Source organism: Vibrio sp. Hep-1b-8 (assembly GCF_006124995.1).
Taxonomy (GTDB): Bacteria; Pseudomonadota; Gammaproteobacteria; order Enterobacterales; family Vibrionaceae; genus Vibrio.
This window is the reverse complement of the sequence record NZ_QEWN01000010.1, coordinates 39,204-64,489: the sequence shown is the minus strand read 5'-3', so window position 1 is coordinate 64,489 and position 25,286 is coordinate 39,204. Positions and strand designations below refer to the sequence as shown.

22 protein-coding genes and 2 pseudogenes are annotated in these 25,286 nt (G+C 45.0%); 17 read left to right on the top strand and 7 right to left on the bottom strand.

The features are described from left to right. The 3 genes from DA100_RS03755 to DA100_RS03745 all read right to left on the bottom strand — a co-directional run. Positions 1-1,239, bottom strand: a 1,239-nt coding sequence (locus DA100_RS03755) for an IS4 family transposase (RefSeq protein WP_138970945.1), incomplete at its 3' end; no start/stop codon positions are given. Between the two features lie 114 nt (positions 1,240-1,353). Beyond that, positions 1,354-2,262, bottom strand: coding sequence for an N-acetylglucosamine kinase (gene nagK / locus DA100_RS03750; protein WP_138970944.1), 909 nt, complete (start codon positions 2,260-2,262; stop codon positions 1,354-1,356). A 144-nt stretch (positions 2,263-2,406) separates the two neighbouring features. Then, positions 2,407-3,144, bottom strand: a complete 738-nt coding sequence (locus tag DA100_RS03745) for a tRNA-uridine aminocarboxypropyltransferase (protein ID WP_138970943.1) — start codon at positions 3,142-3,144, stop codon at positions 2,407-2,409. A gap of 71 nt (positions 3,145-3,215) precedes the next feature. Here DA100_RS03745 and DA100_RS03740 point away from each other — a divergent pair, with 71 nt between their 5' ends. After that, positions 3,216-4,007, top strand: a complete 792-nt coding sequence (locus DA100_RS03740; protein WP_138970942.1) for a sterol desaturase family protein — start codon at positions 3,216-3,218, stop codon at positions 4,005-4,007. A gap of 96 nt (positions 4,008-4,103) precedes the next feature. Here DA100_RS03740 and DA100_RS03735 read toward each other — a convergent pair. Beyond that, a pseudogene (locus tag DA100_RS03735) lies at positions 4,104-4,310 on the bottom strand (methyl-accepting chemotaxis protein); the annotation flags it as partial. 88 nt (positions 4,311-4,398) lie between these two features. On the opposite strand from DA100_RS03735, the gene DA100_RS03730 reads away from it, so the two are divergent. Then, positions 4,399-4,917 (top strand): NlpC/P60 family protein, encoded by a 519-nt coding sequence (locus tag DA100_RS03730; RefSeq protein ID WP_138970941.1) that lies wholly within the window; start codon positions 4,399-4,401, stop codon positions 4,915-4,917. 18 nt (positions 4,918-4,935) lie between these two features. Here the strand turns inward: DA100_RS03730 and DA100_RS03725 are convergent, their stop codons facing one another. Next, positions 4,936-5,280, bottom strand: a complete 345-nt coding sequence (locus DA100_RS03725; protein WP_138970940.1) for a DUF3802 family protein — start codon at positions 5,278-5,280, stop codon at positions 4,936-4,938. A 357-nt stretch (positions 5,281-5,637) separates the two neighbouring features. On the opposite strand from DA100_RS03725, the gene DA100_RS03720 reads away from it, so the two are divergent. Both DA100_RS03720 and DA100_RS03715 read left to right on the top strand, forming a co-directional pair. Continuing rightward, positions 5,638-6,504 carry a fructosamine kinase family protein gene (locus DA100_RS03720; protein ID WP_138970939.1) on the top strand — a complete coding sequence of 289 codons (867 nt, stop codon included), beginning with the start codon at positions 5,638-5,640 and terminating at the stop codon, positions 6,502-6,504. Between the two features lie 248 nt (positions 6,505-6,752). Continuing rightward, positions 6,753-6,956: a CPXCG motif-containing cysteine-rich protein gene (locus tag DA100_RS03715; protein WP_138970938.1), complete on the top strand. Its 204-nt coding sequence runs from the start codon at positions 6,753-6,755 to the stop codon at positions 6,954-6,956. Positions 6,957-6,979: 23 nt separating this feature from the next. On the opposite strand, the gene DA100_RS03710 is transcribed toward DA100_RS03715, so the two are convergent. After that, positions 6,980-7,591, bottom strand: a complete 612-nt coding sequence (locus tag DA100_RS03710) for a riboflavin synthase subunit alpha (RefSeq protein ID WP_138970947.1) — start codon at positions 7,589-7,591, stop codon at positions 6,980-6,982. Between the two features lie 142 nt (positions 7,592-7,733). On the opposite strand from DA100_RS03710, the gene DA100_RS03705 reads away from it, so the two are divergent. Continuing rightward, positions 7,734-9,104 carry an MATE family efflux transporter gene (locus tag DA100_RS03705; protein ID WP_138970937.1) on the top strand — a complete coding sequence of 457 codons (1,371 nt, stop codon included), beginning with the start codon at positions 7,734-7,736 and terminating at the stop codon, positions 9,102-9,104. A gap of 33 nt (positions 9,105-9,137) precedes the next feature. Here the strand turns inward: DA100_RS03705 and DA100_RS03700 are convergent, their stop codons facing one another. Further along, positions 9,138-9,992, bottom strand: coding sequence for a DNA ligase (locus DA100_RS03700; protein WP_138970936.1), 855 nt, complete (start codon positions 9,990-9,992; stop codon positions 9,138-9,140). A gap of 310 nt (positions 9,993-10,302) precedes the next feature. Here DA100_RS03700 and DA100_RS03695 point away from each other — a divergent pair, with 310 nt between their 5' ends. The 12 genes and pseudogenes from DA100_RS03695 to DA100_RS03640 all read left to right on the top strand — a co-directional run bounded on the left by DA100_RS03695 (position 10,303) and on the right by DA100_RS03640 (position 25,277). Then, positions 10,303-10,623 (top strand): STAS domain-containing protein, encoded by a 321-nt coding sequence (locus tag DA100_RS03695; RefSeq protein ID WP_138970935.1) that lies wholly within the window; start codon positions 10,303-10,305, stop codon positions 10,621-10,623. Between the two features lie 34 nt (positions 10,624-10,657). Continuing rightward, positions 10,658-11,497, top strand: a complete 840-nt coding sequence (locus DA100_RS03690; protein ID WP_138970934.1) for an OmpA family protein — start codon at positions 10,658-10,660, stop codon at positions 11,495-11,497. After that, positions 11,484-13,576 (top strand): annotated as a pseudogene (locus DA100_RS03685) (SLBB domain-containing protein). Before DA100_RS03690 ends, DA100_RS03685 begins: the two are co-directional and overlap by 14 nt. Further along, entirely contained in the window at positions 13,576-14,271 is a 696-nt protein-coding gene (locus tag DA100_RS03680; protein WP_138970933.1) for a CpsD/CapB family tyrosine-protein kinase, read from the top strand. Before DA100_RS03685 ends, DA100_RS03680 begins: the two are co-directional and overlap by 1 nt. Positions 14,272-14,279: 8 nt before the next feature. Further along, complete coding sequence (locus DA100_RS03675) at positions 14,280-15,080, top strand: phosphate/phosphite/phosphonate ABC transporter substrate-binding protein (RefSeq protein WP_138970932.1); 801 nt, start codon at positions 14,280-14,282, stop codon at positions 15,078-15,080. An 11-nt stretch (positions 15,081-15,091) separates the two neighbouring features. Further along, entirely contained in the window at positions 15,092-17,404 is a 2,313-nt protein-coding gene (locus DA100_RS03670; RefSeq protein WP_138970931.1) for an ATP-binding protein, read from the top strand. 24 nt (positions 17,405-17,428) lie between these two features. Further along, the gene (locus DA100_RS03665) at positions 17,429-18,883 is read left to right on the top strand and encodes a sigma-54 dependent transcriptional regulator (RefSeq protein WP_138970930.1); all 1,455 of its coding nucleotides are present in this window, start codon (positions 17,429-17,431) and stop codon (positions 18,881-18,883) included. Further along, positions 18,864-19,916: a glycosyltransferase family 4 protein gene (locus DA100_RS03660; RefSeq protein WP_138970929.1), complete on the top strand. Its 1,053-nt coding sequence runs from the start codon at positions 18,864-18,866 to the stop codon at positions 19,914-19,916. Before DA100_RS03665 ends, DA100_RS03660 begins: the two co-directional genes overlap by 20 nt. A 130-nt stretch (positions 19,917-20,046) precedes the next feature. Further along, the gene (locus DA100_RS03655; protein ID WP_138970928.1) at positions 20,047-21,252 is read left to right on the top strand and encodes a glycosyltransferase; all 1,206 of its coding nucleotides are present in this window, start codon (positions 20,047-20,049) and stop codon (positions 21,250-21,252) included. Then, positions 21,245-22,429 carry a glycosyltransferase family 4 protein gene (locus tag DA100_RS03650; protein ID WP_138970927.1) on the top strand — a complete coding sequence of 395 codons (1,185 nt, stop codon included), beginning with the start codon at positions 21,245-21,247 and terminating at the stop codon, positions 22,427-22,429. Before DA100_RS03655 ends, DA100_RS03650 begins: the two co-directional genes overlap by 8 nt. A 23-nt stretch (positions 22,430-22,452) precedes the next feature. Next, the gene (locus DA100_RS03645) at positions 22,453-23,880 is read left to right on the top strand and encodes a lipopolysaccharide biosynthesis protein (RefSeq protein WP_138970926.1); all 1,428 of its coding nucleotides are present in this window, start codon (positions 22,453-22,455) and stop codon (positions 23,878-23,880) included. After that, positions 23,877-25,277, top strand: a complete 1,401-nt coding sequence (locus DA100_RS03640) for an O-antigen ligase family protein (protein WP_138970925.1) — start codon at positions 23,877-23,879, stop codon at positions 25,275-25,277. The genes DA100_RS03645 and DA100_RS03640 overlap by 4 nt, the downstream gene beginning before the upstream one ends. Positions 25,278-25,286: the final 9 nt, after the last annotated feature.

Genomic DNA, 25,286 nt, shown 5'->3' with positions numbered 1-25,286 from the left:
CCTTTCTGGCAGCGTAAAACTCTCAGCCATATCGAGTATGTAGTTCATTACCTCAGGGATTCTACCTGGCGCAACAGCAGGAAGGAGTTGTAACTGACCTATTAAGAACAACGACGCTTGCTTAAAGCCTATTTGATAAGGCATTACTTTATTCTGGTCGTAAGCCATTTGGCACATTAAGAAGCGAAGTAAGTTGTAGGCTAGCAACATCCCCCACAACTCTTGTATAACGAGTTCTGGTTTTTTGCTTCGTAGAGTAAGGCTGTTTTGAAGCATATATTGCTTCATCTCTCGATAGCCTAACTCTATCTCCCACCGATGACTGTAAAGCTCCGCAATATCTTTTCCTGGGTAACGTAAAGGGTCGGTCATTGACGTTAACAGTCGTATTTCTTTCCCCTTAACTACCTTAGTTATTAGGCGAGCCTCTAGTATTTCCGGGGCATCACACCATTTCTTTTTTGCTTGTGGAGAGAGCTTCAGCTCAACTAATTCTTCTCCACGTCCCAGTTTGCGAACCGTTGTATATTGAGCCCCTTTGCGCATAGGAATAAGCCAATGCCTTTCGCTTCCGGTCGTTTGCCAACGATGTAAAAGCCCTAGAGCGTAAAAACCTCTATCAAAGATGGTCAGGCTTTGGTCTGGAGAGTGTTCAATAAGCTTTGTTGTCAAATCTACTTCACTTATCGATGTTGAGTCGAATGATGCGCTATTAAGAAGATGGCTTGTCAGTTCCATATGGCAGACCATTCGAACTTGAGGATACTCAGATAAGCACTTTTGATTTCGAGTACGACTGAAGCGCTCATCGTTCTCTTTAGTATCTGGGGTTCGCCAGACCACACCATCTACAGCATGAAGAGTTAAACCATGCCAATCTGGGTGTGGCGTTTTGTCATTCCATAATTTCTGCGTTTGAGTAAAAACGGATTTCATGACATCAGAACCTAGCCTTTGCCTTGCTTGGATTACTGCGCTTGGAGCAACAAACGGTTTTTTGCCAGGAAGAAGAATATCTAGCTTGGAGACAACTTTCTCCATAGATAAATGGCGATATAGGGACATCCCAACAACACTCCAAACCATCATCTCCATGGGCAATCTGCGTCTACGCATGGTTGTGATACCCGTATCTTCCATACATTGAGCAATGAGTTCAGGAGAGAGAAGGTCAGATAAACCTGAGAGTTGCTCAACAGAGAATTGATGAACTTGGTTAAGTGCTTGTCTTAGAAACATAAAAAAATCCGAGTGTCTGGAATACACTCGGATTTTGACACCTTGAAAGGATCGTTCAACCGATCATTTAAGCCTTAACTGATCGGCATTAGACCAAATGGTCCCGTTTTTTTACTATTTGATGTTGAGGAACGCTGCACCGCGTACGCCACCCGAATCACCATGCTTCGCTTTAATGATTTTCGGGCATTTTGCTACCGAAAGTAAGTATTTCGGTACACGCTTAGGCATCTCTTGATAAATCAATTCAAAGTTTGATAGACCACCACCTAAAGCAACAACGTGTGGGTCGTTAGCCGTGAAGATATTTGCAAAACAGATCGCAAGCAACTCTATAAATCGCTCAACATGTACACACGCTTTTTCTTCCCCCTGCTCATACGCTTTGATGATGTCGATCGCTTTTTTCTCTTCACCAAAGTAATGTGCATAAATAAGTTCAAAACCACGACCTGATAAGTAGCTATCTAGACAGCCTTTCTTACCACAACCACAGCCTAATAGCGGCGCATTGTCACCAAGGTGGAACCAAGCATCAATCGGTAGACGCATATGACCCAACTCACCAGCTACGTGGTTGCGTCCCGAAAACACCGCGCCATCATAAATAAGTCCGCCACCGAAACCTGTGCCTAGAATCAGACCCATAACTGATGGAGAGTCTTTGAGTTCTTCATCCCATGCTTCTGACAGTGCGAAACAGTTTGCATCGTTCTCGATTTTTACACTACGGCCAATTTTACGCTCTAGGTCAAAACGGAGCGGTTTGCCTTTAGCCGCAGGCACGTTTACTGTCAATACAGTCGCGTCGTCAGCGTCTTCCATACCTGGTAAACCAAGACCAATTTTACCTTCACAGCCAAACTCTTGGTCGTACTTTGCAACCAAAACAGCAATGGTTTCAACCAATAATTCGTAGTCGTCCGTTGGCGTTGGTACTCGCTCGGTAGCCACTCGCTCCAGTTTTTCATTGAACGCACCAAATTCAATCTTAGTGCCACCAACGTCAAAGCCGTAGTACATCTTATCTCTCCCAGAAAAAATCAATCAGAAAACGTATAATCGCACCATTATCCATATAGCTAAGCCTACAAACTGTGATACAGAACCAATTTAGCTTTGCGTTGTGCTCAACTGAACAGTCTCTGCCCAACCAGAATTGATTATTTAGAGTGATTTCTCGTTTCTCGACATGATGTACTCGTTCAATGCCGGTTTAGTGTCGTCTCTTCTGTTACGTGTTTTGCTGTTAAGATATGACTCTCGAAACACCTCAAACCACATGGTCAATGTTTGATGCAATTGTTGATGGCCTAATTGTTTGAATACCAGTGCCGCCACTTCCGCCGTTGCGAGATGTTGATCATTGTCCGAACGACGCATCATATATTGCGAGATTCGCTGAGGGCTAATCGATAAAACGGGTAGTTGACTTAAATATGGCGACTTGTTGAACATGCGTCGAGCTTCACGCCAACTCCCATCAAGAAAAACCAACAAGGGTTTGCGAGCCAAGTCGCTGCTAGTGGTCGTATTCGCAACCAACCTTGAGTGATCCTCAACATACTGCTCAGGAAAGACCAGAATCGGTTGGTAGTCTGGGCTGTTGAGCAATTCTAACATTGCCGCTTCAGGCTCGGTTCTGCTCCATTGATATGCATGCCCGTCTGCCACCGTATCTAAAATTAAGCGTCCAGTGTTACTCGGCTTGAATACTTCGTTCTCTGAGAGTAACAACAACACCGCCACCTCTGTGCTCGCTGTCGGTTGGTGCTGACACAAACAATCTTGCTGTGCGACTTGGCAGTACTGACAACGCGCGACTTTACTACCTCGCGCATTAAAGGGCTTGGTTGAACGTTCGAGGCGTTGCTGGTACAAGTGATGAAAGGCGTGGATTCTCATAGCGCAGTGTCGATAATGTCAAAGTTGAGCAAGTTTACTCACCCAAATAACAGTTGCAAGGAATAGTATCAATGCAAAATCCAGAAATGATTCGATTAAGCTTTTTCGTTGGCGTCCTTGTGCTTTGCGGTCTTTGGGAATGGGTGACGCCACGAAAACGTTTAACACAGAATAAACTCTACAGATGGCTTAACAATCTAGGCTTAGTCGCTTTCAACTCATTATGCCTAACCCTATTGATGCCCATCGTCGCTATTGAAGCGGCCTACTATGCTCAATCTCATCAAATTGGGCTGTTTAATCAGTTTTTTGCGCTTTCTCAACCAATGGTGTTACTTATTGCGGTCATCGTTCTCGACTTAGCGATATATCTACAACATTTGGTTTTTCATCGGGTACCGCTTCTGTGGAGATTACACCGAATGCATCATTCTGATCAGGACATAGATGTCACGACCGGCTCTCGTTTCCACCCAATTGAGATTCTTCTTTCAATGTGGATTAAAATTGCGCTCATATTAGTACTTGGCGTACCACCTATCGCTGTACTGGTTTTCGAGATCATTCTCAATGCCAGTGCGATGTTTAATCACAGTAACGCTTATTTGCCACACAAATGGGATAAATGGTTAAGAAAGTGGGTGGTTACGCCTGATATGCACCGCGTACACCACTCTACCATTACCCAAGAGACCCATTCTAACTTTGGCTTCTTTTTATCGGTGTGGGATCGGATATTTACCACCTACCGAGCCCAACCAAAGTTAGGGCATGATGATGTCGAAATTGGCATCACCACGTTCCGTTCAGCGCAAGAGCAACGAATTGACAAGATGCTCTCGCAACCTTTCAGAAATCACTAAGATACGGCACTCCAGTAGGAGTCTAAACCGAATACTTGTGCAACATAGTGACTCTATGCTCTGAGTTCCAGTTGCATAGCTTAACTGCTTAACCTACTCTAAAATGTTTTGCGTAAGTTCAGCATTGGTCATCGCCAGTGGCAAAGCTTGTTGGGAAAGTTCTGAAAAACGTTGTCTAATATTTTCTAAACCCTTAATACTAGTGACAGAAAGTAAAATGACGAGTAAGGTGATGGTAAAAAATACCGCACTGATTGTCTGAATAAGGGACAGTGAAAATGTGCTTTTTTTCATCGTTTCCATAATGAAGATAAGATCCTGATACCTAAGTTTCTGGCGAGGATATTATGGCGAGATTGTTACGGTTAGATTGCAGACTAGAGTTATAATTATGTATCGCGATGCACTTCACCTATCCCTGAACGCAATAATCCTGACAACATTACTCACGGCTTGTAGCAGTTCTCCTCAACAAGAAAGTCAGCCCGCGTCGGCAACTTATTTAGCGCCCAATGCTTCTCAGTTGGCGATCAGAGAGTCTTTGATTAAAGTTTATGACCAGTGGGAAGGTGTTCCGTACCGCTTAGGTGGGTCGTCATTAAATGGGGTGGATTGTTCGGCATTCGTGCAAACTGCGTTTCAACAAGCGATGGGAATACAGTTACCACGAACGACACTAGATCAAGTTAAGGTGGGAACGGAAATCGCCTACTCTCAAGCGACAATTGGTGATTTGGTATTTTTTAAAACTGCCCCCAACACTCGACATGTTGGCGTTTATATTGGCGGCAAGCAGTTTATGCACGCATCAACATCAAAAGGGGTCGTCATATCGAGACTCGACAACCCATATTGGGCTGGCAAGTACTGGCATTTCAGACGAGTTAGCCTCTCGCCTGAAATCAATTAGTCGTACAACAAATTGGGGTTAATCGTATTTCGCAACAGCGGAGTCGAACAAATTCTTAACCAAAGCAATGTATTCGTCTAAGAAGCTAATTTGTTCGTTTGTCGCAGGCTTGCCCCATACTCCAGCAAGAACCTCCCCGAGGTCTTCTACTACTGAATCAGCTTCTTTAAGTAACTGGAAGCGGACGCTAGAGTGGAGTTCTGGGTTTTGCTCAAAGATAGCCATGATGTTACTCGCAACCATATCGGTAACGACATCTTCGACGCTCTCTGTTCCTGTGTCTCCTTCTTCAGAAGCAAACACATCAAGATTGAAAGCTAAGTGCTCGATTAGAGCTAGGTAACCATCGGTTTCAACAACCACAGTTCATCTCCATTATTGTCATGTCGTCGATATCCATCTTTAATACTAAGACATTTCAATGTGTTTTCACAACTCGTGTCCGTTCAGTTGCTGATTACATGTTCAGTTCTGGCTATAGTAGCCTACCCCATTAGACATAACTTGCTGTAACTAAGAAAGTTGAAGCAGAGTCAAATAATACTCACGTATTATTAATAGCATATTTTATAGCGAAGAATGCGATGAGGGACACACTTCACACTTTGCGAATTTGACAGGTCAGATTGTCTAAATCGTTGAATTTTTTGCACTATGAATCAGTATTCAACGCCATCATCTTCTACACTGTAGTTAAATACATCTGACTTAGGAAATGTTATGTGGCAAGCCATATCAAAACAGCTTTCTGAAACCTTGATGTTCGCTTACGAAATAAGCGAAAAATGCAAAGTTCACGGTGGTGAAATCAACGAATGCTATATGATTTCGGACGGAGAACAACGCTATTTCGTTAAAGTTAATCAGCGTGGTTCTTTGCCTAACTTTGAAGCTGAAGCTGAATGTATTCACATGTTGCGCGAAAGCCGAACAGTTTCTGTTCCCGAACTGGTTTTAGCGGGTACCACCAAAGATAACGCCTTCATTATACTCAACTACCTCCCAACCAAACCATTAGATGACAGCAAAAATAGTTATCTTTTTGGACAGCAGATCGCCGCACTTCACCAGTGGGGTGAGCAGCAGGAATACGGCTTTGATCAGGACAACTTTATTGGTGCGACGATCCAGCCTAACAAGTGGGATAGGAAATGGTCCCGTTTCTTTGCTGAACAACGAATTGGTTGGCAACTGCAATTAATGCAAGAGAAAGGAATTAACTTGGTCGATATCAACGACTTTACCCAGTTAATTCAGACCAGACTCGCCAATCATCAGCCTAAACCTTCCCTACTTCACGGCGATCTTTGGCATGGTAATGTGGCAAGTTCTGTCTTCGGCCCGATTTGTTATGACCCAGCCAGTTACTGGGGTGATCGTGAATGTGATATCGCTATGACTGAGCTGTTTGGTGGATTCCAACCAGAGTTTTATCAAGGCTATGAAAGTAATCTGCCGCTCGACATCAGTTACAGCGAACGGAAAGACATCTACAACCTTTATCATTTACTCAATCATTACAATCAATTTGGTGGACACTACTTGGATCAATCAGAAAAAATGATAAGAAAAATTCTTTCATATTAATGGTGAATGTATTTATTTAACAATCACTTAAGAAGGTTTACGGTTGTTGAATTGTCAAACATTTAGTCGATCAATAGTGATCTGTGTTTCGACAACCTTTGCCTTTTCGTAGCTAAGTCAAATTTTGTACTTAATTTCTGCCTAACAGAAACTTCTAAGCATAAGATTATATCGTCTACAGGGAAATTCTTACTTTCAGTGGGAGTCAGTTAGGCGCTGTTTTCGATATAGATGTAAGGAAAAGAGTTATGCATAGCTACACAGAAAAAAGGGTTGCTTGTCCCCATTGCGGTCATACCATTAGTATTACGCTTGATGCGTCGAATGGTAGCCAAGAGTTTTACGATGATTGTCCTGCTTGCTGCCATGCAATCCACCTCAACATGACGGTCAATGAGCAAATGGATACGATTGACTTGTTTGTTGATGCCGACGATGAACAAGTATTTTAAAAAAGCGCCAAACGGCGCTTTTTTTATAACGATTTACTCGCTAATACTCTTTCAACGGTATCCACAATTGTTTGTGTCTGTGGATCAAATTCAACGTTAATTTTATCACCAATCTTACGGCTTCCGAACAGAGTTCTATGCAACGTCTCTGGGATGAGATGAACGGAGAACCGCGCACCTTCAACCTCACCTATGGTCAACGAACAACCATCGAGGCCAATATAGCCTTTAGCCAACACATACTTAATCATCTCTTGAGGAATTTCGAACCATAGAGTTCGATTATTTGGTGTGTCTATCACATCAACCACTTCACCCATTAGCGAGATGTGACCTGACATTGAGTGTCCGCCAATTTCATCACCAAACTTAGCGGCTCTCTCAATATTAACCCGATCTCCGATAGCCAGCTCTCCAAGGTTGGTCAACGCTAACGTCGCCTGCATCAAATCAAAATCAACAAGCTCTCCATCCACTTTCGTTACCGTAAGACAGCAACCATTGTGTGCCACAGATGCACCTATCTCAAGCCCCTGATTCATTGACCCAGTGAATTCAACGGTATGTGTTTGAAACTTTTCTTTCTTTTCGATGGCAACAACTTTCGCCATTCCCTGAACGATTCCGGTAAACATGATTAATTCCGTCAGTTTTTCATGGTGCTTAGTGTGACATTTCTTTATCATCGCAGACAATCATTTTCTCCGTGCTTGAGTGCGCAGCATTCCTTTGCCTATTCACTCAGGTTTTTCAAACAGTTTGTTGGAGTATTTTTCATTGCATCGCTATAAAACCGAAGCTAACACACTGGTAAAACTGGCTACACCTGTTCTGATTGCTTCCGTGGCTCAAACAGGGATGGGCTTTGTCGATACCGTAATGGCGGGTGGCGTCAGCGCAACAGATATGGCAGCGGTATCCATTGCTGCGAGTATTTGGCTACCGTCGATTCTATTTGGTGTTGGTCTTCTAATGGCTTTAGTCCCTGTTGTGGCACAGCTCAATGGTTCAGGTAGACAGCACAAAGTTCCATTTGAAATCCATCAGGGACTAGCGATGGCACTTTTGCTGTCTATCCCGATTTCATTAGTCTTGCTGCAAACCAAAGGTATCCTCGGTCTAATGGACGTCGAGCCTCTGATGGCGAGCAAAACGATTGGTTACATGCACGCTGTTATCTTCGCCGTCCCTGCATTTTTGCTGTTCCAAGTGCTTCGAAGCTTAACCGATGGTATGTCATTGACTAAGCCAGCGATGGTGATTGGTTTTATTGGACTCCTGATCAATATTCCGCTCAACTGGATATTTGTTTATGGCAAGTTTGGCGCCCCTGCTCTTGGTGGTGTTGGCTGTGGTGTCGCTACAGCCATTGTTTATTGGATTATGTTTGCCTTATTGCTTTTCTATGTGCTGACGTCCAATCGATTGGCACACGTTCAGTTATTTGCACAGTTTCATCGTCCACAAATAAAGCCATTGGTACGTCTATTTAAACTGGGATTCCCTGTCGCCGCCGCCATATTTTTTGAAGTGACCCTATTCGCTGTTGTCGCTCTGTTAGTGGCACCATTAGGGCCACTTGTCGTCGCAGCTCACCAAGTCGCGATTAATTTCTCATCATTAGTGTTTATGATCCCAATGAGTATTGGTGCTGCAACCAGTATCCGCGTCGGACACAGACTTGGGGAATTTAACGTTGAGGGGGCTACCATCGCATCTCGTGTTGGCCTTATCGTTGCGGTAGCAAGCTCACTGTTTACGGCACTATTCACCGTCTTGTTCAGAGAACAAGTCGCCCTGCTCTACACCGACAACCGAGCAGTGATCGAGCTTGCGTTACAGCTCTTATTGCTGGCAGCGGTTTATCAAGTGACCGATGCGGTACAAGTTGTCGCGGCTGGTGCTCTTCGTGGCTACAAGGATATGGCAGCAATATTCAACCGTACCTTTATTGCGTACTGGGTATTGGGCTTACCACTAGGCTACATACTCGCTATGACAGACTGGATTGTAGAACCAATGGGCGCTCACGGCTTCTGGATGGGCTTTATTATTGGTCTATCTTCGGCAGCGATCATGCTCGGATTACGCCTACGTTGGATGCATCGACTCGATGATGCTCATCAATTAGAACTCGCATCTAAATAACGCGACCGGCCAGTCAATTGACTGGCCTGTTTTTTATTGATCTATTGCGGCTCTAAGAAATCGAGCAAACTTAGGCACGCCATTTTGAGTGTAGCCATTGAACTGATAGGTAATGCGACTACCCAATGGTGGAGGGAAATTACGCTGCTCGTCACTGAATCCGTTTCCAATATAGAACCGTTGTCCATTGGGCAATTCGACTAACAGTGCTCCCATCATATTGGAAAACTTGCCTTTGCCTGGCTTATAACCAACAACGACCGCCTCTCCATCCTGCTGTTTCTTAAGCTTGATTAGATCTTGGCTTCGCCCTGCGTGATAGGCATGATGAATATTCCTCAACATTAAACCTTCACCTTTAAGTGCCGCTACACGCTCAAGATTGTCAAACAATGTCGCCTGACTTTCTATTGGTGTATGCTCAATCAATTGGATATGTTCTGTATCCAGCGTATTGACTAAACTCTGTAAGGCGTCATAGCGTTTCAGATAGCTCTGATCGCTATAAGGAATGTCAAATAGCATGTAGCGGATCAATGACCAAGCCACTTGTTTGGGTAATTGATCCAACACCGTTTGTTGAACAATGTGAAAGTTTCCTCTACCTGCCCACAACTCCCCTTCCAAAGGAAAATTGGGGAGAGACTTTGTAAACCACGTTGGTGCAGCGATTGGGTTTCCACGTCGAGTGCGGAGAGTGGAACCATCCCAAACCGCACGAATGCCATCAAGTTTCTCACTTTGCCAATACTGCTCTAAATCGATTTCATCACTATAGTTGCTCGCCAACACCACAGGCTCAGGTCGCATGTCTTTCTCTTTTGCGTATACAGGCGAGTTTAATATCACGATCACGCTGATTGCGACCAACGAACATCTTAACTGCATAGCGACGGCTCCTAGCTCAATTGTTGCCTCAATTATTGCCACTATCTGGAGCGTTTCTAGGTTCAATATTACGGATTCAGAGTCATCGCTGTCTAAAAGATAGTTGTTAGTAATCACAGTTACATTTCGCTGGAAACAAACTAGTTAAACCTGATGTTTTAGCCTCACTCTTATGACTTTCAAATTGAGAAAAACGATTTCTCATATTGAGAAATTCAAAAAGCAAAACGTTAAGCACATGATTATTAATGGTTATTTTTTTGGCACGTAACCTGCTCCACTCTATGCAACCAACATAGGAGTATGCGTCATGGAACTACGTAAAATTCAAGCCAGTGAAACCATAGATACACTCATCATCAACGGAAACTTAGATGCTGACGGCAGCCGTTTCGCTCAACCACACATCGATCAGATTATTGCTGAAGACTCTGGCCGCGATGTGGAGATCGACTTCAGCCACGTCCAGTTTCTCGACTCCTCCGGTGTCGGTGCTATCGTTTATCTCTACAAGCGCCTAATTGAACGCCATCGCAACATGCGCATCGAAAACGCTTCAGGGCAGCCACTGGAAATCATCAACCTACTGCGCATCAGTCAGGCAATTCCGGTCAATTCTCAAACTCACTAAAAATAACAATAACTCACTAACAAAGGACGTTGGCATGAACTTTTCTCTCAAACACATAGCCCTAGCTGTCACTGTCAGTTCAGTGATTGGCTGTTCCAGCTACCCTGAAAGTGGTCGTGGCGGTATTGCAGAAGATTATATTCAATCGAGTTTCACTCCTGTCATGCCCGATGAGCCTCTTGGTCCAGAACACGGTTTACGCTTCGACTGGCAGTTGACCAAACTTCAGCTTGATTCACTCATTCGAGAAGGTGCACGTTGGTGTTTTCCAGCCGCAGTGGTTCAGGCACTAGAGAAACAGAATCGCATTGCTCGTGAACTGGAAGGCGGCCTTCTTCTCGACGCAGCCAATGATATCGTCATCCAACGCAAACGTCTTAATGAGTTAGAACTGCAATTGGACTACGTAACCTCTCAAGCGAAATGTGTTCCACCAATGGATGAGAACGCCTTTCAGCAACGTTTGGCCATCATCGACAAGCTCTACAGTCTACTCAATGTGGATAATCAGTTTGCATTCAACTCTACAGAGGTGAACCCTAAATATATGGGGCATTTAGCTCGCGCAGCGAACTTACTGGAAGAGCATACAAGTTTAACGCTCTCCGTCACGGGTCATTCAGATTCGGTGGGTGACGTGGGTTACAATCAAAAACTTGCTATGGGCAGAGCACAACAAGTTAAGAGATACCTGATCATTTTTGGCCTCAGTCCAGAACGTGTCAAAACCCATTCCGTCGGCGACGCCCTTCCTCTATATCAGGGAGAATCTGAGGGCGTTCGTCTTACTAATCGCCGAGTAAGCATTGAGGTGGTCGACAAGCAGGAACGCACCGAGTCACCGATGCAAGGAGGCTACTATGAAACACATTAATCTTCTGTTAGTCACCTTGTTACTGTCACTTGCTACTTTGGCCGACGCGAATGAAGAGCGTGTGGATATCGGCGACTTAATCCAAGTTAATCTGCCAGGCGAAACCTCACTAAACAAAGGATTTCAAGTTGATAAACGTGGCCGAATCACCTTGCCTGAAGTGGGCGCCCTTTATGTTGCAGGTTATACTGAGCCTCAACTTGAGTCGGCGGTCAAACAAGCGTTGGAGAAAGTCTATCGCGACCTGTCCTCTGCGACGGTTTACATCGCCGAACAACAAATCCTCGTTTCTGTCCAAGGGTACGTAAAGTCACCCGGTGAATACACCTTACCCAAGAGCGCGGATATTCAGATGGCACTGCACGCAGCCGGTGGATTACGTGCAGGCGCTCAGTTGAACGATCTATTCATAAAACGCGGCAACGAAAAAATCACCTTCAATTATAAAAACTTCCTTGATACTGGTAATTCGTCACTGCTTCCAGAGCTCGATTCACTGGACACGATTTTCGTTCCCGCCTCACCGCTCGTCGGCAATATCGAACAAGAGTTTGACGCAACCAAACTCGCAAACGCTGGCGACAGCGCTGATGGACGAACTGCGATCAAAGTATTTGGCGAAGTCAACGCTCCAGGCTCATTCGGCTACAAAGCCAATACGGATTTGGTTGATATCATTATGCGAGCAGGTGGCGTCACTCGCTATGCTTCGGTAGAACAAATCCGAGTTATTTCGGACAACACCCCTAAGCTATTCAACCTTAAATCCTATTTAGATAGTGGTGATGTTTCTCTGCTGCCTACCCTAACTCCGGGAACGACTATCTTTGTACCCAAGCAAGAAGAGGAAATTAAGTCGGGTGCTAATGTTGTTTATATCATGGGGGAAGTCGCTAGTCCTGGTGCCTATGAAGGTAAAAAAATGCCTCTTTTATGGATATTCTCGCCAATGCTGGCGGGCCAACACGCTACGCAGAATCCCGTCAGATTCGCGTCATTAAAGCCAATGGTACGGTCGTCAAATTCGACCTAACCGCTTTTACTGAAGGACTATCAGGACGCAACCCTCCGAAAATCAGTGCTGGTGACGCAATCTTTGTCCCCGAGAAAACCGACATGAACGAAAAATCTTGGCTCAAGATAGCGCCGAATCGCGCAGTACGCATCATCGGAGAAGTGGTTCGTCCCGGTCGTGTCGAATGGTCTGATGAAATGGACCTAATGGATCTACTCTCTCACGTAGGCGGCCCAACATTACGCGCTGATACCTCCAAAATCGAGGTTGTCACCAGTGACAATAAACTCCATGTGTTCGACCTCGATGCCTATATTTTGAGTGGAGCACCAAGCAGTGAATTGCCGAGCATTACAGCAGGGTCCATTATTCGTATTCATGACCTGCCTCAAGACCCATCGGATAATAAGTCACAATGGGTTCGTCAAAGTTCGGATGCGTCGATTTACGTCTTCGGTCAGGTCAACGCGCCTGGACGCTATCGCTTCACCAAAGATATGCATTTCCTCGACATTCTTTCCGCCGCCGATGGCCCAACCAAAGATGCTGACATCCATAACATCCGCATCACCCATAGAGACAAAAGTTACTCAAAAGTGAGCAAGCTGAACCTTTCTCTTTACTTCGAAACGGGCGACGAAAGCCTATTACCTAACGTGACCATGGGCGACACCATCTACATTCCCGAGAAAGATAAAATCTGGCTGGATCGTTCGAAAGAGTCCACCGTGCGTGTCCTTGGCGCGGTAAACAAACCTGGACGTTACGTTTTCGATGACAATATGACCGTGCTCGACATACTTGCAGAAGCAGGCGGCCCGTCTGACCGAGCTTACCTTGAAAAGATTTCTATCGTAAATATGTCCTGCTGTCAGGGTCAGGCGCGAACATTTGATTTGGTCAACTTCAGTAAAACGGCCAACATATATCAACTGCCTGTCCTTCGTGCCGGTGACACCATCTATGTTCCTGACCGTAGCGAAAGCATCTTGGAAAAAGCCCGTGTTGGCTTGGAAGATATTCTGCGCTTAACCACCACCATAGTGTTAATAGGAGCGTTGTGATGATTATTCCTTCAACCCATACCGAGATTGAGCAAATCTATCTCGCAGCGGAGATGAATGGTTGCCGCTCTCTCTGTCTTACCGCCTGTCAATCAGGTGACGGCGTCACATCCATTGTATCTGCACTTGCGGAGCGTTACTTATTGGCTGGCCATAAAACATTAGTCGTTGATTTAAATACCTTTCATCCAGCATTTGAATCGATCGATTCGATGCCTCAGTTTACTGAGCAAGTTGGATTTTTGGTTGAACACAACGATACGCATCAACTGTTTACGGGGTTACCTGTCCCTAGCAGTCAATCTGCGCTTCTGGCATACAAAGACCCGACCTACCTTACTAACGCGGTATCCGAGTGGCTGCAACAATTTGATCGAGTCATTTGCGACACTTCCCCTTTGTTACACATAAATCGCGGCAATATACCCGCCCAAGTCGTCGCGGGGGCTTGTGATCAGACCGTCCTTGTTGTTATGGGTGGAAAAACGTCGTCGGGTCAGTTAGCCAAAGCGACTGAAATGCTCAATTGCGCGTCAATTTCTCTGCTGGGTTCTATTCTTAATATGAGAGACCAAGCCACTTTGGCCGAAGAAATAGTCCGCGAGTTAAACCGCTTTACCTTTATTCCACGTCGTTGGCGTGAGCGTATAGCAAGCAAAATTTTGACCAACGAATTTCTGGCACAGTCAGCGTAGGAGTTAGCATGAAACGTCTAGTCGTGTTTATTTCCGCCCTAACCTTATCCGTGACCTGTCTGGCTCAAACCCTTAGTTTCGGCATCGTTCCGCAGCAATCTGCCAGTCGATTGGCTGAACAGTGGACGCCGATAATGAACTACCTCAGTGAGCAAACGGGAATCGATGTGGTATTTAGTACCGCTCCAGACATTCCTACCTTCGAGCAACGTTTGGCAGAAGGGAAGTATGACATCGCGTATATGAACCCTTATCACTACACGGTTTTTAGTCAGACTCCAGGATATCGTGCGATAGCCAAAGCAAAAGACAAACTCATTCAAGGTATTATTGTCGCGAAAAAAAAAGACCCTATTGAAAGCCTCACACAGCTCGACAACTCTAAGCTCGCTTTTCCTTCTCCTGCCGCTTTTGCAGCCACCATTTTAACTCAAAGCGATCTAAATAAAGCGGGAATCAGTTATCAGGTCAACTACGTCTCCTCACACGACTCAGTCTATCTCGGTGTGGCCAAAGGCTTTTATCCCGCTGGTGGCGGTGTAATGCGAACCTTTAACTCACTGCCAGAAGTCGTCAAGTCTCAACTTAAAGTCATCTGGAGAACCGAGTCTTATACACCACATGCGATTGCCACCCACCCACGTTTAAGCCAGCAACAGGTCTCTGCCTTGCAAAACGCCTTAATGTCATTGGATTCAAGTAGCGTCGAACAAGCTCAACTACAGACACTAAGCTTAAAAGGTTTTGTGGCTGCTAAAGATGAAGACTGGAATGACGTTCGTAAGCTAAACATCACGATTTTGGATTAGTGGAGAAGCGCATGACTTTACGTTTAAAAACAATCCTTGGAATCGCCATCATAGAAATCATTGTGCTGATCGTTCTCGTCCTCAGTGCAATGAGCTTTCTTTCCAACTCAAATGAGAAGCAGCTCATACAGAGAGCCAACTCTAGCGCAACCATGTTTACTCAAGCGGCCAAAGATGCCGTTCTGTCCACAGACATTGCCACTTTGGAAAGCCTCGTCGATGAGTTCATGACGTTGGAAGATGTGGCCTACGTTAGAGTATTGCGTGATGGCAAAGAGATGGCCTGCGCTGGTGACAAAGAGATCTTACAACGTGCGATGCAAAATGATACCAGTCTTGAAAGTGTTGATGATGGAATCTTCGATTTGCGTAGCCCGATTGAGGTCAACGGCAAAGTCTACGGTTATGTCGATATCGGCTTTCAAGTCGAACCTATCATGATGATGTTGAATGACGCACAGCGCTCCATTGTCATCATTGCAACCATGGAAGTGGTGTTAGTTGCCCTTTTCTCTTTCGCCTTAGGCACCTATTTAACACGAGGATTGACTCGCATTGCTTCCGCGGTCAACACCATCGAGCAATCGGGTCCGGGCTTTCAACTTAATTCACAATCGAAAGATGAAATCGGTGACGTATCTCGTGCATTTGATGGCATGTCCGCCAAGCTAGAACAAGAATATAAGTTGCTTCACGCCGCCCGCGAAGGCGCAGAGCTTGCCAATGACTCGAAAAGTCGTTTCCTTGCCTCTATGTCGCATGAGATTAGAACCCCAATGAATGGTGTACTGGGTATTCTCAACATTCTCGAAGAGACCAATCTGAGTAAGGAGCAGAGAAAACTGGTTTCGACAGCGACTGAATCAGGCCATTTTTTACTGTCCGTCATTAACGATATTCTCGATTTCACTCGAATGGAGTCAAACACCCTGATACTTGAGGATCAGCCCTTTGATTTTCGCCAGTGTGTAGAGAGTGTTGTCGATTCATTCACGCCTTCAGCGAAAGCACAAAATTTAGTCTTACACTGCTACATTGAAGGCCACGTACCTAGTAAGGTTCGTGGTGATATCAACCGAGTTAAACAGATTTTACTGAACCTAATTGGCAATGCGATTAAGTTTACCCATGAAGGAAGCGTCACCGTTAAAGTAAGCGCGGAGAGGGTCTCTGAAGACAAGGTAAAACTCACCTGTCAGATACAAGATACTGGGATTGGCATCAACCAAAATGCGATCGACTATCTGTTTGATGAGTTCACTATGGTTGACCAATCATACTCTCGTAGCAAAGAAGGCTCCGGACTCGGTCTGGCAATTTGCCGACGCCTTTGCAATCTAATGGATGGAGAAGTACGTGTAGACAGCCAGCCTCAAATTGGCAGTACCTTCACCTTTGATATCTGTTTACCTGTTGCTGATCAACTCATCTCGTCACCGGATACCACTGAAAGTCGCCCTACTTTGCAATACACCAATGCTCGTATTTTGGTTGCGGAAGACAACAGAGCGAACCAATTGGTCATCAGAGAGATGTTTAAGCGTATCGGCCTCACTATCGATATTGCTGAAAACGGTGTCCAAGCGGTAGCGATGGTCAAGCAATATCAGTACGACATCATCTTTATGGACATCTCTATGCCAGAGATGGACGGTATGCAGGCATGTAAAGCAATCCGCGAACTCGATGATGACATTACCTCGCAACTTCCTATTATTGCCCTTACGGCGCACTCGCTAGCGGGAGACAGAGAGAAGTTTCTTGCCTCGGGTATGGATGATTACTTATCAAAACCTCTAAGAGCATCACAACTAATTGAAAAAATTAATCTATTCTTAAATGAAGAACACAATACGGAATCAGGTTCTGCTCACACTTCAAACACAGAAGATAAGCAATCAGACCCATATCGAGCTAACATTAAAACCGTTGAACCAGCAATATTAGAAGAGGTTAATTTGGAACTTGTCGATGAACAAATCCTTCAACAAATGATTGAAGATACAAGTGCAGATGTCATCCCGTTATTGATTGACCACTATCTTGAAGAGTCACACCAACGGCTGGAAAAAATATACCAAGCCATTGATCGAGAAGACTCACATACGGTTGAGTTTGAAACACACACCTTAGGCAGTTCTTCACTGGCTTTGGGCAACCGTACACTGTCTAATTTTGCGCGTAAAATTGAACATCTATGTATAGATGGACAAGGACACCAAGCCTTCAAACTTAAATCTGAGTTGCAACACCTTGCTGAACAATCACTAGCCGCACTAGAAATTCGTAAGCAGCAAGGCTTTTCACAACCGATGCAACCTTAACTGTTTATCGATAGGAAATCGCCTATGAAACCAAAAGTATTATTAATAGAAGATTCCACATCACTGGCTATTCTGTATAAGCAGTACGTTAAGGACGAAAATTACGACCTTTTCCATGTTGAAACGGGTAAAGAAGCGATCGCTTTCATAGAGCGTAATGTCCCTCATCTAGTGATACTTGATTTAAAGCTACCCGACATGGATGGCGAAGATATCTTAGACTGGATCAACGAGCAGCAGATCCCTACGTCTGTGGTGATTGCTACCGCACATGGATCCGTTGATGTGGCGGTTAGTTTGCTGCAAAAAGGCGCAAAAGACTTCTTAGAAAAGCCAATTAACGCCGACCGTTTAAAGACTTCAATTGCCCTGCATTTACAGCAGGTAAAACTGGAGACACTCGTCGAAGATATTGAAGCTAAATTCGACCGTAATCGTTTTCATGGTTTCATCGGTTCAAGCCTTCCCATGCAAGGGATCTATAAGATCATCGACTCTGTCGCACCGACTTCTGCGAGTGTTTTTATTATCGGTGAGAGTGGTACAGGTAAAGAGGTATGTGCGGAAGCCATTCATCAAGAGAGCAAGCGCCGCGATAAACCCTTTGTCGCCATCAACTGTGGTGCTATCCCCAAAGATCTGATGGAAAGTGAGATATTCGGCCACGTAAAAGGTGCTTTTACAGGTGCAACAGCGGATCGTAAAGGGGCGGCATCTCAAGCCCATGGTGGAACCTTATTTCTCGATGAGCTCTGTGAGATGGAACTGGAAATGCAGAAAAAGCTTCTCCGCTTTCTGCAAACCGGAACATTCACTCCGCTCGGTGCAACCAAAGAGATGAAGGTTGATGTTCGCATTATCTGCGCAACAAACCGCGATCCTTTGCAAGAAGTCGAGCAAGGCAGATTTAGGGAAGACCTCTATTATCGCGTTCACGTGGTTCCCGTTGAAATGCCACCTTTGCGAGATCGTGGTAACGACATCATTACCTTAGCGACCCATTTTCTCAAGATGTACGCCAAAGAAGATGGTAAGAAGTTCTCTTCAATCCATCGAGAAGCGGAATCTGCGCTGAAACGTTACAACTGGCCCGGCAATGTTCGCCAGCTGCAAAATATTATTCGCAATATTGTCGTGTTGAACGACGACAGTCATTTGAGATACGAACATCTTCCGGAGCAACTGATCAAAAACAAAAGGCAGCTGCCAAACTCACCGACTGCTGCGGTCTCTGAGCCAGTCAGACTGCGACATGATACTGACTCCATCTCTCAGTTGACGGATGCCACACCACAAGTGGCAAAGTCGGATCACAATATACGTCCTATGTGGCAGATAGAAAGAGAAGCTATCCAACAAGCGATCGATTACTGTGACGGCAATGTGCTCAATGCGGCGGTACTACTCGAACTTAGTCCTTCAACCGTGTACCGAAAAAAACAAGCTTGGGAGTCTGAGGATGAGCAGCAACTCGTCTGATCAAGTTTGGTTGGTGATTGATAGTCAAACCTTCGGTGGTATAGAAACGCATGTGCTTGAGCTCGCGAAAGGGCTCAAGCTCTTTAACATTCACGTTCAAGTTTGGCTTCTGCGCCGTTATCCTCATCACAACCAATTGAAACAACAGTTAGAGCAAGCGAACGTCAGCGTTGATTATCTTGATCGCGATAAACAGCACTTTGTGTTTCAATTACGCGACCAGATTCAAGCTCAGCGCCCCGCCGTCGTACACGCCCATGGTTATAAAGCCAGCATCATATGTAAACTGCTGCATCTCTTAACTGGTGTTGCACAGACCACTACTTATCATGCCGGCGAGACACCTAAAGGAAAAGTATGGCTTTATGACTTGATCGACAGATATAGCAGCTTTCTCTCTACCCACTCTCTCGCCGTCAGTCATGCAATCATGGCTAAGTTGCCAAGCCGGTCTGTTTGCTTCAACAACTTTATCGATAACCACCAGCTAGCCATCAGTACTGGACAACAGATTGCTTTTGTCGGGCGATTAAGTGAAGAGAAAGCGCCTGATCGATTTGTTGAAATTGCACGGCTTAATAACGAGTTAAGCTTTGATGTTTATGGTTCAGGGCCGATGGAAACGGCACTCACCACCTGTGCCCCAATCAATATTCGCTTTCACGGTCACCAGAGTGACATGTCTAGTATATGGCCAAATGTTGGCTTGTTGGTCATTTGCTCTCGGTTCGAAGGCCTTCCAATGGCGGCTCTTGAAGCTATGGCGCGTGGTATACCCGTCCTTGCACTTAGTGTCGGCAACCTCGATAAGTTGATTCGTCACCAACACAATGGTTTTCTGGTCAACTCTATGGAAGAACTCAACCAGCAATTGCAAGATTTTGTCTCACTCGACTCGCAGCGCAGAAACGCACTGCAGCGCAATGCCATCGCGACCGTTGAACAGCACTTTTCACCTTCGGCTATCATCCCTCAAATGCTAGAGCTCTACTTTCCCAAACAGTTTCAAACTGATTCTCAAATTGAGAAATGAGCGCCCCTTACCTTTATCATTTCTAAAAACAACTATAAAACAATAGCTTATAAACCATCAATTTGTGGCATCCCGTTTGCGTTACATCTGCTATCGACCTTTATTCTTACGACAGCAAAAGGGATTGGCTATGGCGAAAAAAATTCTGTTTGTACACTATGGTGATGACTGGATTCGTGGCAGTGAGCAATGCTTGCTCGATTTGATTAAGTTCCTAAATCCGAATCACTTCCAGCCCTTGGTGTGGACTAACAATCGTACATTGGCAGAGCAACTCGACCAACTCAACGTCACCACAGAACTGAGTCAATTTCGGTTGTTACTGGGATGGAAAGCCCCACGTTTCAATTTGATGAGCTGGATGGCGTTGGTAGAGCACGGTTGCGAGCTCATTGATCGAGAAAAGATCGACCTTATTCATGTCAATAGTGGCGCACCTTGTCAATGGATGGTGGTTGCGGCAAGGATCAAGAATATCCCTTTGGTCACTCAACTGCACTGCCCTTACCAGATCAGAGAGCGTCTTACCCTAGGTCTTCATCTATCGCCTCATATTATTTCGGTCAGCAAGTATGTTTCACAAGCTTTGATCAATGATGGCTATCCCGTTGAACGCGTTAACGTTGTGCACAACGGTATTGACACACACGCTTTGTTAGCCCAATCCGAAGTTGATGTTCGACGTGAACTCGGTATTCCGCAACACGATTTTATTTTTGCCACTGTCGGCTCGTTAATTCACCGCAAAGGGATCGATCGAATTCTCACCGCACTTCGTCATGTAACCCTTGAATACCCCGATACACGTCTAGTGGTTATCGGCGATGGTCCTCTTAAAAATAAGCTTCAAGAGCAAGCTGAATATCTCCATCTTGCGATGCAGGTACACTTTGTTGGTGAGCAAAGAAACGTTGTTGGCTGGCTTAAAGGTTGTGACGCTTTTATCAGTGGTGCACGCAGTGAAGCCTTTGGGTTAGTGGTTGCAGAAGCTGGATTGGCTAAACTGCCCATTGTCGCACCATTTGAAGGCGGTATTCCTGAGTTTATCAGCCACGGTAAAACCGGAGTGCTATATCCTAACCATGGGATTGGCCCAATCGCGAGTGCAATGCGGATTTTGATTAACAATCCTAAGTTGTGCCATCGCATAGCTGCCAACGCCTATCGCCATATCATCAAAAGCCATGATTTATCGGTAACGTGTCCGCAGATTGAACAAGTTTACAACACCATTCTTGCGCAAAAAAATAATCAAGCACGCGGCCTATTCACCTCTCTTTCACCACTAAAGACCTACTTATCGAATCGCGTATCTTTAGGAGGCCAACATGGTTAAGTCTAATTTTACCTTGGTGTTTGACCCTATCCCGTTTAAAGGCGGTTCTAAAATCGCAACCAGCGATGCACTCAATATATGTCGAGTAAACGGGAATCAATTTGTTGTCTTGACCATCCAACCGGAATTTTGGCTCAACAGCGAGTTTTACGCCAAACATGATGTCATTATTACCCCTATTCGCGCTGTGTCGGCACTGATGAAAATTCATCAAGGGCCTTTATATTGGTTCAACCAACTCTATTTGCTGCTGCTGTTGTTTATGACTCTATTACGTTATCGCGGAATAACAAAAGTGGTTGGCGCATCTGGCCCGGGTATTGATATGGCGATTTATCTGCTTAGGCGTGTTGTCGTTTACGAAATCATCCAGTTCGTTCATGGTAGTGTTGGGCTTTCGCGCTCTATTGGGTACTGTTTGACTCAAGCCAATGCGGTATTTTACTTACCCTCAGCGAAAGAAAGCTTAAAAGCCGCGTTACAGAGTTACTTGTGCCACAAAACGAACATTGCGGATGCATCAGCGCTAGCGGAGTCTTATCTATGTGCTCAACATTACCAACCATTTGCCAATGGCTTACCTCAATCTAGATGGCCGACACCTTGCCAAACTCAGTTGCCAGTTTGCTTTTGGGCCGCATCGCTATTGAAATGGAAAGGTCTCGACCTCTTAGTCGACGCCATCAAACTCACCACCCATTATAGACCGATTGCGTTAAACATCTGTTTTATCCGTCCAGTCGATACCTGTTTACCCGTATCGAACGCGCCAATAAATCTAAGCAACACTCAGTGGTTTGAAGATCCACAAAACCTAGATGAGATACGCAGTCAATCCAATATATTTATCTCAACCAGTCAAAACGAACCTTTTGGACTTTCCATCCTTGAAGCGCTTGCCGCTGGCATGTGTGTGCTTATTCCTCAAGATGGCGCTTATTGGGACCAACAGCTGATTCATAACCACGACTGCATCAAGTACCAACCAGGCGATGTCGATTCGCTGGCGAATGCTTTGCTCTACGCCGTCAGTGATCAAGAGGTTTTTCATCGTTGTCGTCAAAACGCTCGTTTATTGGCCAAGCACTATCGTGCAGAGATTCGCTATAAGAAATTTGCTCAGTATATCAATGGCGATTTGGCACTGACCATGGCGCGTGTCATTCAGAATAGCTAAACAGTGCAAATCAGGAGGTTGCTATGTCCAACGGTCATATAAAGAACATTAGTTTGTATGCTGTAAGCTTGTTTCTGATGAAAGGTGTCTCACTGTTTACCTTGCCGTTAATGGCTCACTACTTGTCACCAAACGAGCTAGGCCATCTTGAACTGTTGGGGATTACTACTGTATTTTTCAGCTTGGTTGTTGGATTGGCAATGCATGAAAATCTCTACCGATTTATTGGGCCAATCCGCCACGCTAGATTACGCAGAATAAAGGCAGCCAAGTTATATAGTGCGTCTCTATCCCTTTCTGTTTTTCTAAGCATCGTCGTCCTGTTTTTCTACATGGTTTCTCCTTTTAAACTCGATCTATTTGACACCAATCAGCTTGGCCTCATTCTGTTGGTGCTCTGCTACGAAGCGCCACTGGCGATATGTCTCGCTTGGTTACGTCTGCATAATCAGGCGGATCTATTTTTTAAAGTGTGTACAACAACAGTCGTGATTCAGGTTGCGTTACTGGTTGCCGTGCTAACCCATTCCCCTGACGTAACAACCATTTTCGCACTCAATGTACTATGCACTTTTGCCCAGTTTCTCTTTCTTCACTTTTACCTACGATTCCCATTTCGCTTACCTAAAACCACTCATTTACGACAATACCTCTATTACTCGATGCCGTTAATGTTGTCAGCGGTTGTCGCGTTTGGTTTAAGCGGTGCCGAAAGATGGTTAATCGCAGGTGCGACTGATCTTGAAACGTTAGGCATGTATGCTATTGCCGCCAAATTCGCTTTAGGTGTCGGAATTTTAATTCAACCTTTTCACATGTGGTGGATGCCAAAACGTTTCGAATCTATGCAAATACATGGTTCTGACTACACAGCTAAAGTCACCCAGCGTGGCGTTTTACTTCTTTGTCTTATCGCCATCAGCGTCTCTTGGCTTAGTCAGATTTTCATAGAGTTGGCTCTCCCTGCTAACTACCAGCCAGCCATTGGCTACGTCAGCCTAACCATTATCATGATGCTGTTTAAGGAGTTAGTCGAATTGTGTAATTTTGGCGTTTTGTATCGTAAAAAGACTCCGCAGTTACTCTACATTAATATTTTTGCGACGTTGGTGGCACTCGGCACATGCATTGTGACGCTTGAGCATGGGCTGTATGGAATCTTGCTATCGCTGGTGATTGGTCAAGTGACTCGCTTCGTGCTGACCTTGTATCGTAGCCAAAAACTCTTCTATCTTAACTATCAGTTATCAGCATTGACGGGTTTGGTGCTTTTAACCATTAGCTTCATTGTAACCAGCCGCTACCACCAACATTTAGAAGTATCAGTACTGATGTTAGTTCTTCAGCCGCTTGCTCTGATTGCTTACGCGATTCGCAGCCAATTAGTCACGATTATCTCAATTAAAACAGTGTTTATCGCAATGCAAACTTACTTAGGTAAAACCCAATGAGCCGATACAAGCACATCAAAGCGATCATGTGGATGTCACTGCTGTGCTTCACTCTTGCAGCAATATGGATGTTTGTCCCTCACCCTGCCATTGTGATTGTGCTTTGCTTTGCTCCACTTGGCGTTCTGTTTGTGCTCAATCAGACATTTTGGCTAGTCAGCCTGTTCGTGTTGTTCTCATTTTTCCGAATTCACGAAGCGATACCAGCTCTCTATTCATTGAAGATTCCATTATTACTCTCTGTCGGCGCTTTGGCTGCTTTGATTTGGCACAGTTTGATTAGCAGACAACTGACCACCTTTTGGCACCCGAGCTTTACTTGGCTGGCCATTTTTTGGCTGCTTGTCATCATCGGTGCCGTTTTGTCATCAAATCCTGGACTTGCTATTACCTATTTCAAAAATATTTACTGGAAAATCATCATCATGACTTTGGCGATAGCATGGTTGGTTAATAGTGAAGAATCCGTTAAAAGAATCGCTACGCTGATCATTTTAGCCGGGTCGTTAATCGCTGTCGTGGCGTTATCAAATTCGATCAATGGGGTCGGTCTGGTCGAAGGGACAAGGGTGACCATCGGCCGCGAACTCGGTTCAATGTTAGGCGACCCTAATGATCTCTCTCTGGTACTGATGTTTCCGCTCGCATTCGCGATTAGCTTCGCGACCACCAAACAATTAGGCTTTTCTCGTATTCTGGGCAGCATAGGTTTGGTCCTTGCTATGGCGGCAGTTATTGCAACTCAAAGTCGTGGTGGGTTGCTCGGTTCCCTCGCGGTGTTTGGTATCTTTGGTTTACGATTAGTTCGCTCGAAAACTCTGCTAATCATTATTGGTATCATCGCGATGATGATACTGTTCGCAGTCGCTGGTATATCCGATCGCCAATCAGGTGGTGCCGCAGAACAGGGTATCGATGCCTCCGCAATGGGACGTTTATATGCATGGGAGGCGGCATTTAAGATGGCATTAGATCATCCACTAACGGGTGTTGGTCTGAATAACTTTTACGCCAATTATTTTTTCTACAGTCCACACTGGGATGGGCTCAACCATGCGGTTCATAGTACTTGGTTTGGTGTTTTAGCAGAAACGGGGTTTTTAGGATTGCTGGTTTTTATCATCATGATCGTATCGCTGATAACAACGAGCCGAGCGACCATGACGATCCTAGACTCCAGCACCGAACCCGTTTCACCCTATCTAAAGGCGACCGCTTTATCAGTGTATGCCGGTATTATTGGTACCATTGTTTCCGGAACCTTTCTCACCCAAGGCTTTACGTGGCCAATTTATATCCTAGCCGCTTTGTGTATTGCGCTATCACGAATTAGCCAAAAGCATTCTCAATTTGAGAAAACACCTTCCCAATCAGAGAATAAATATTTAAACCAATGATTTTATTAA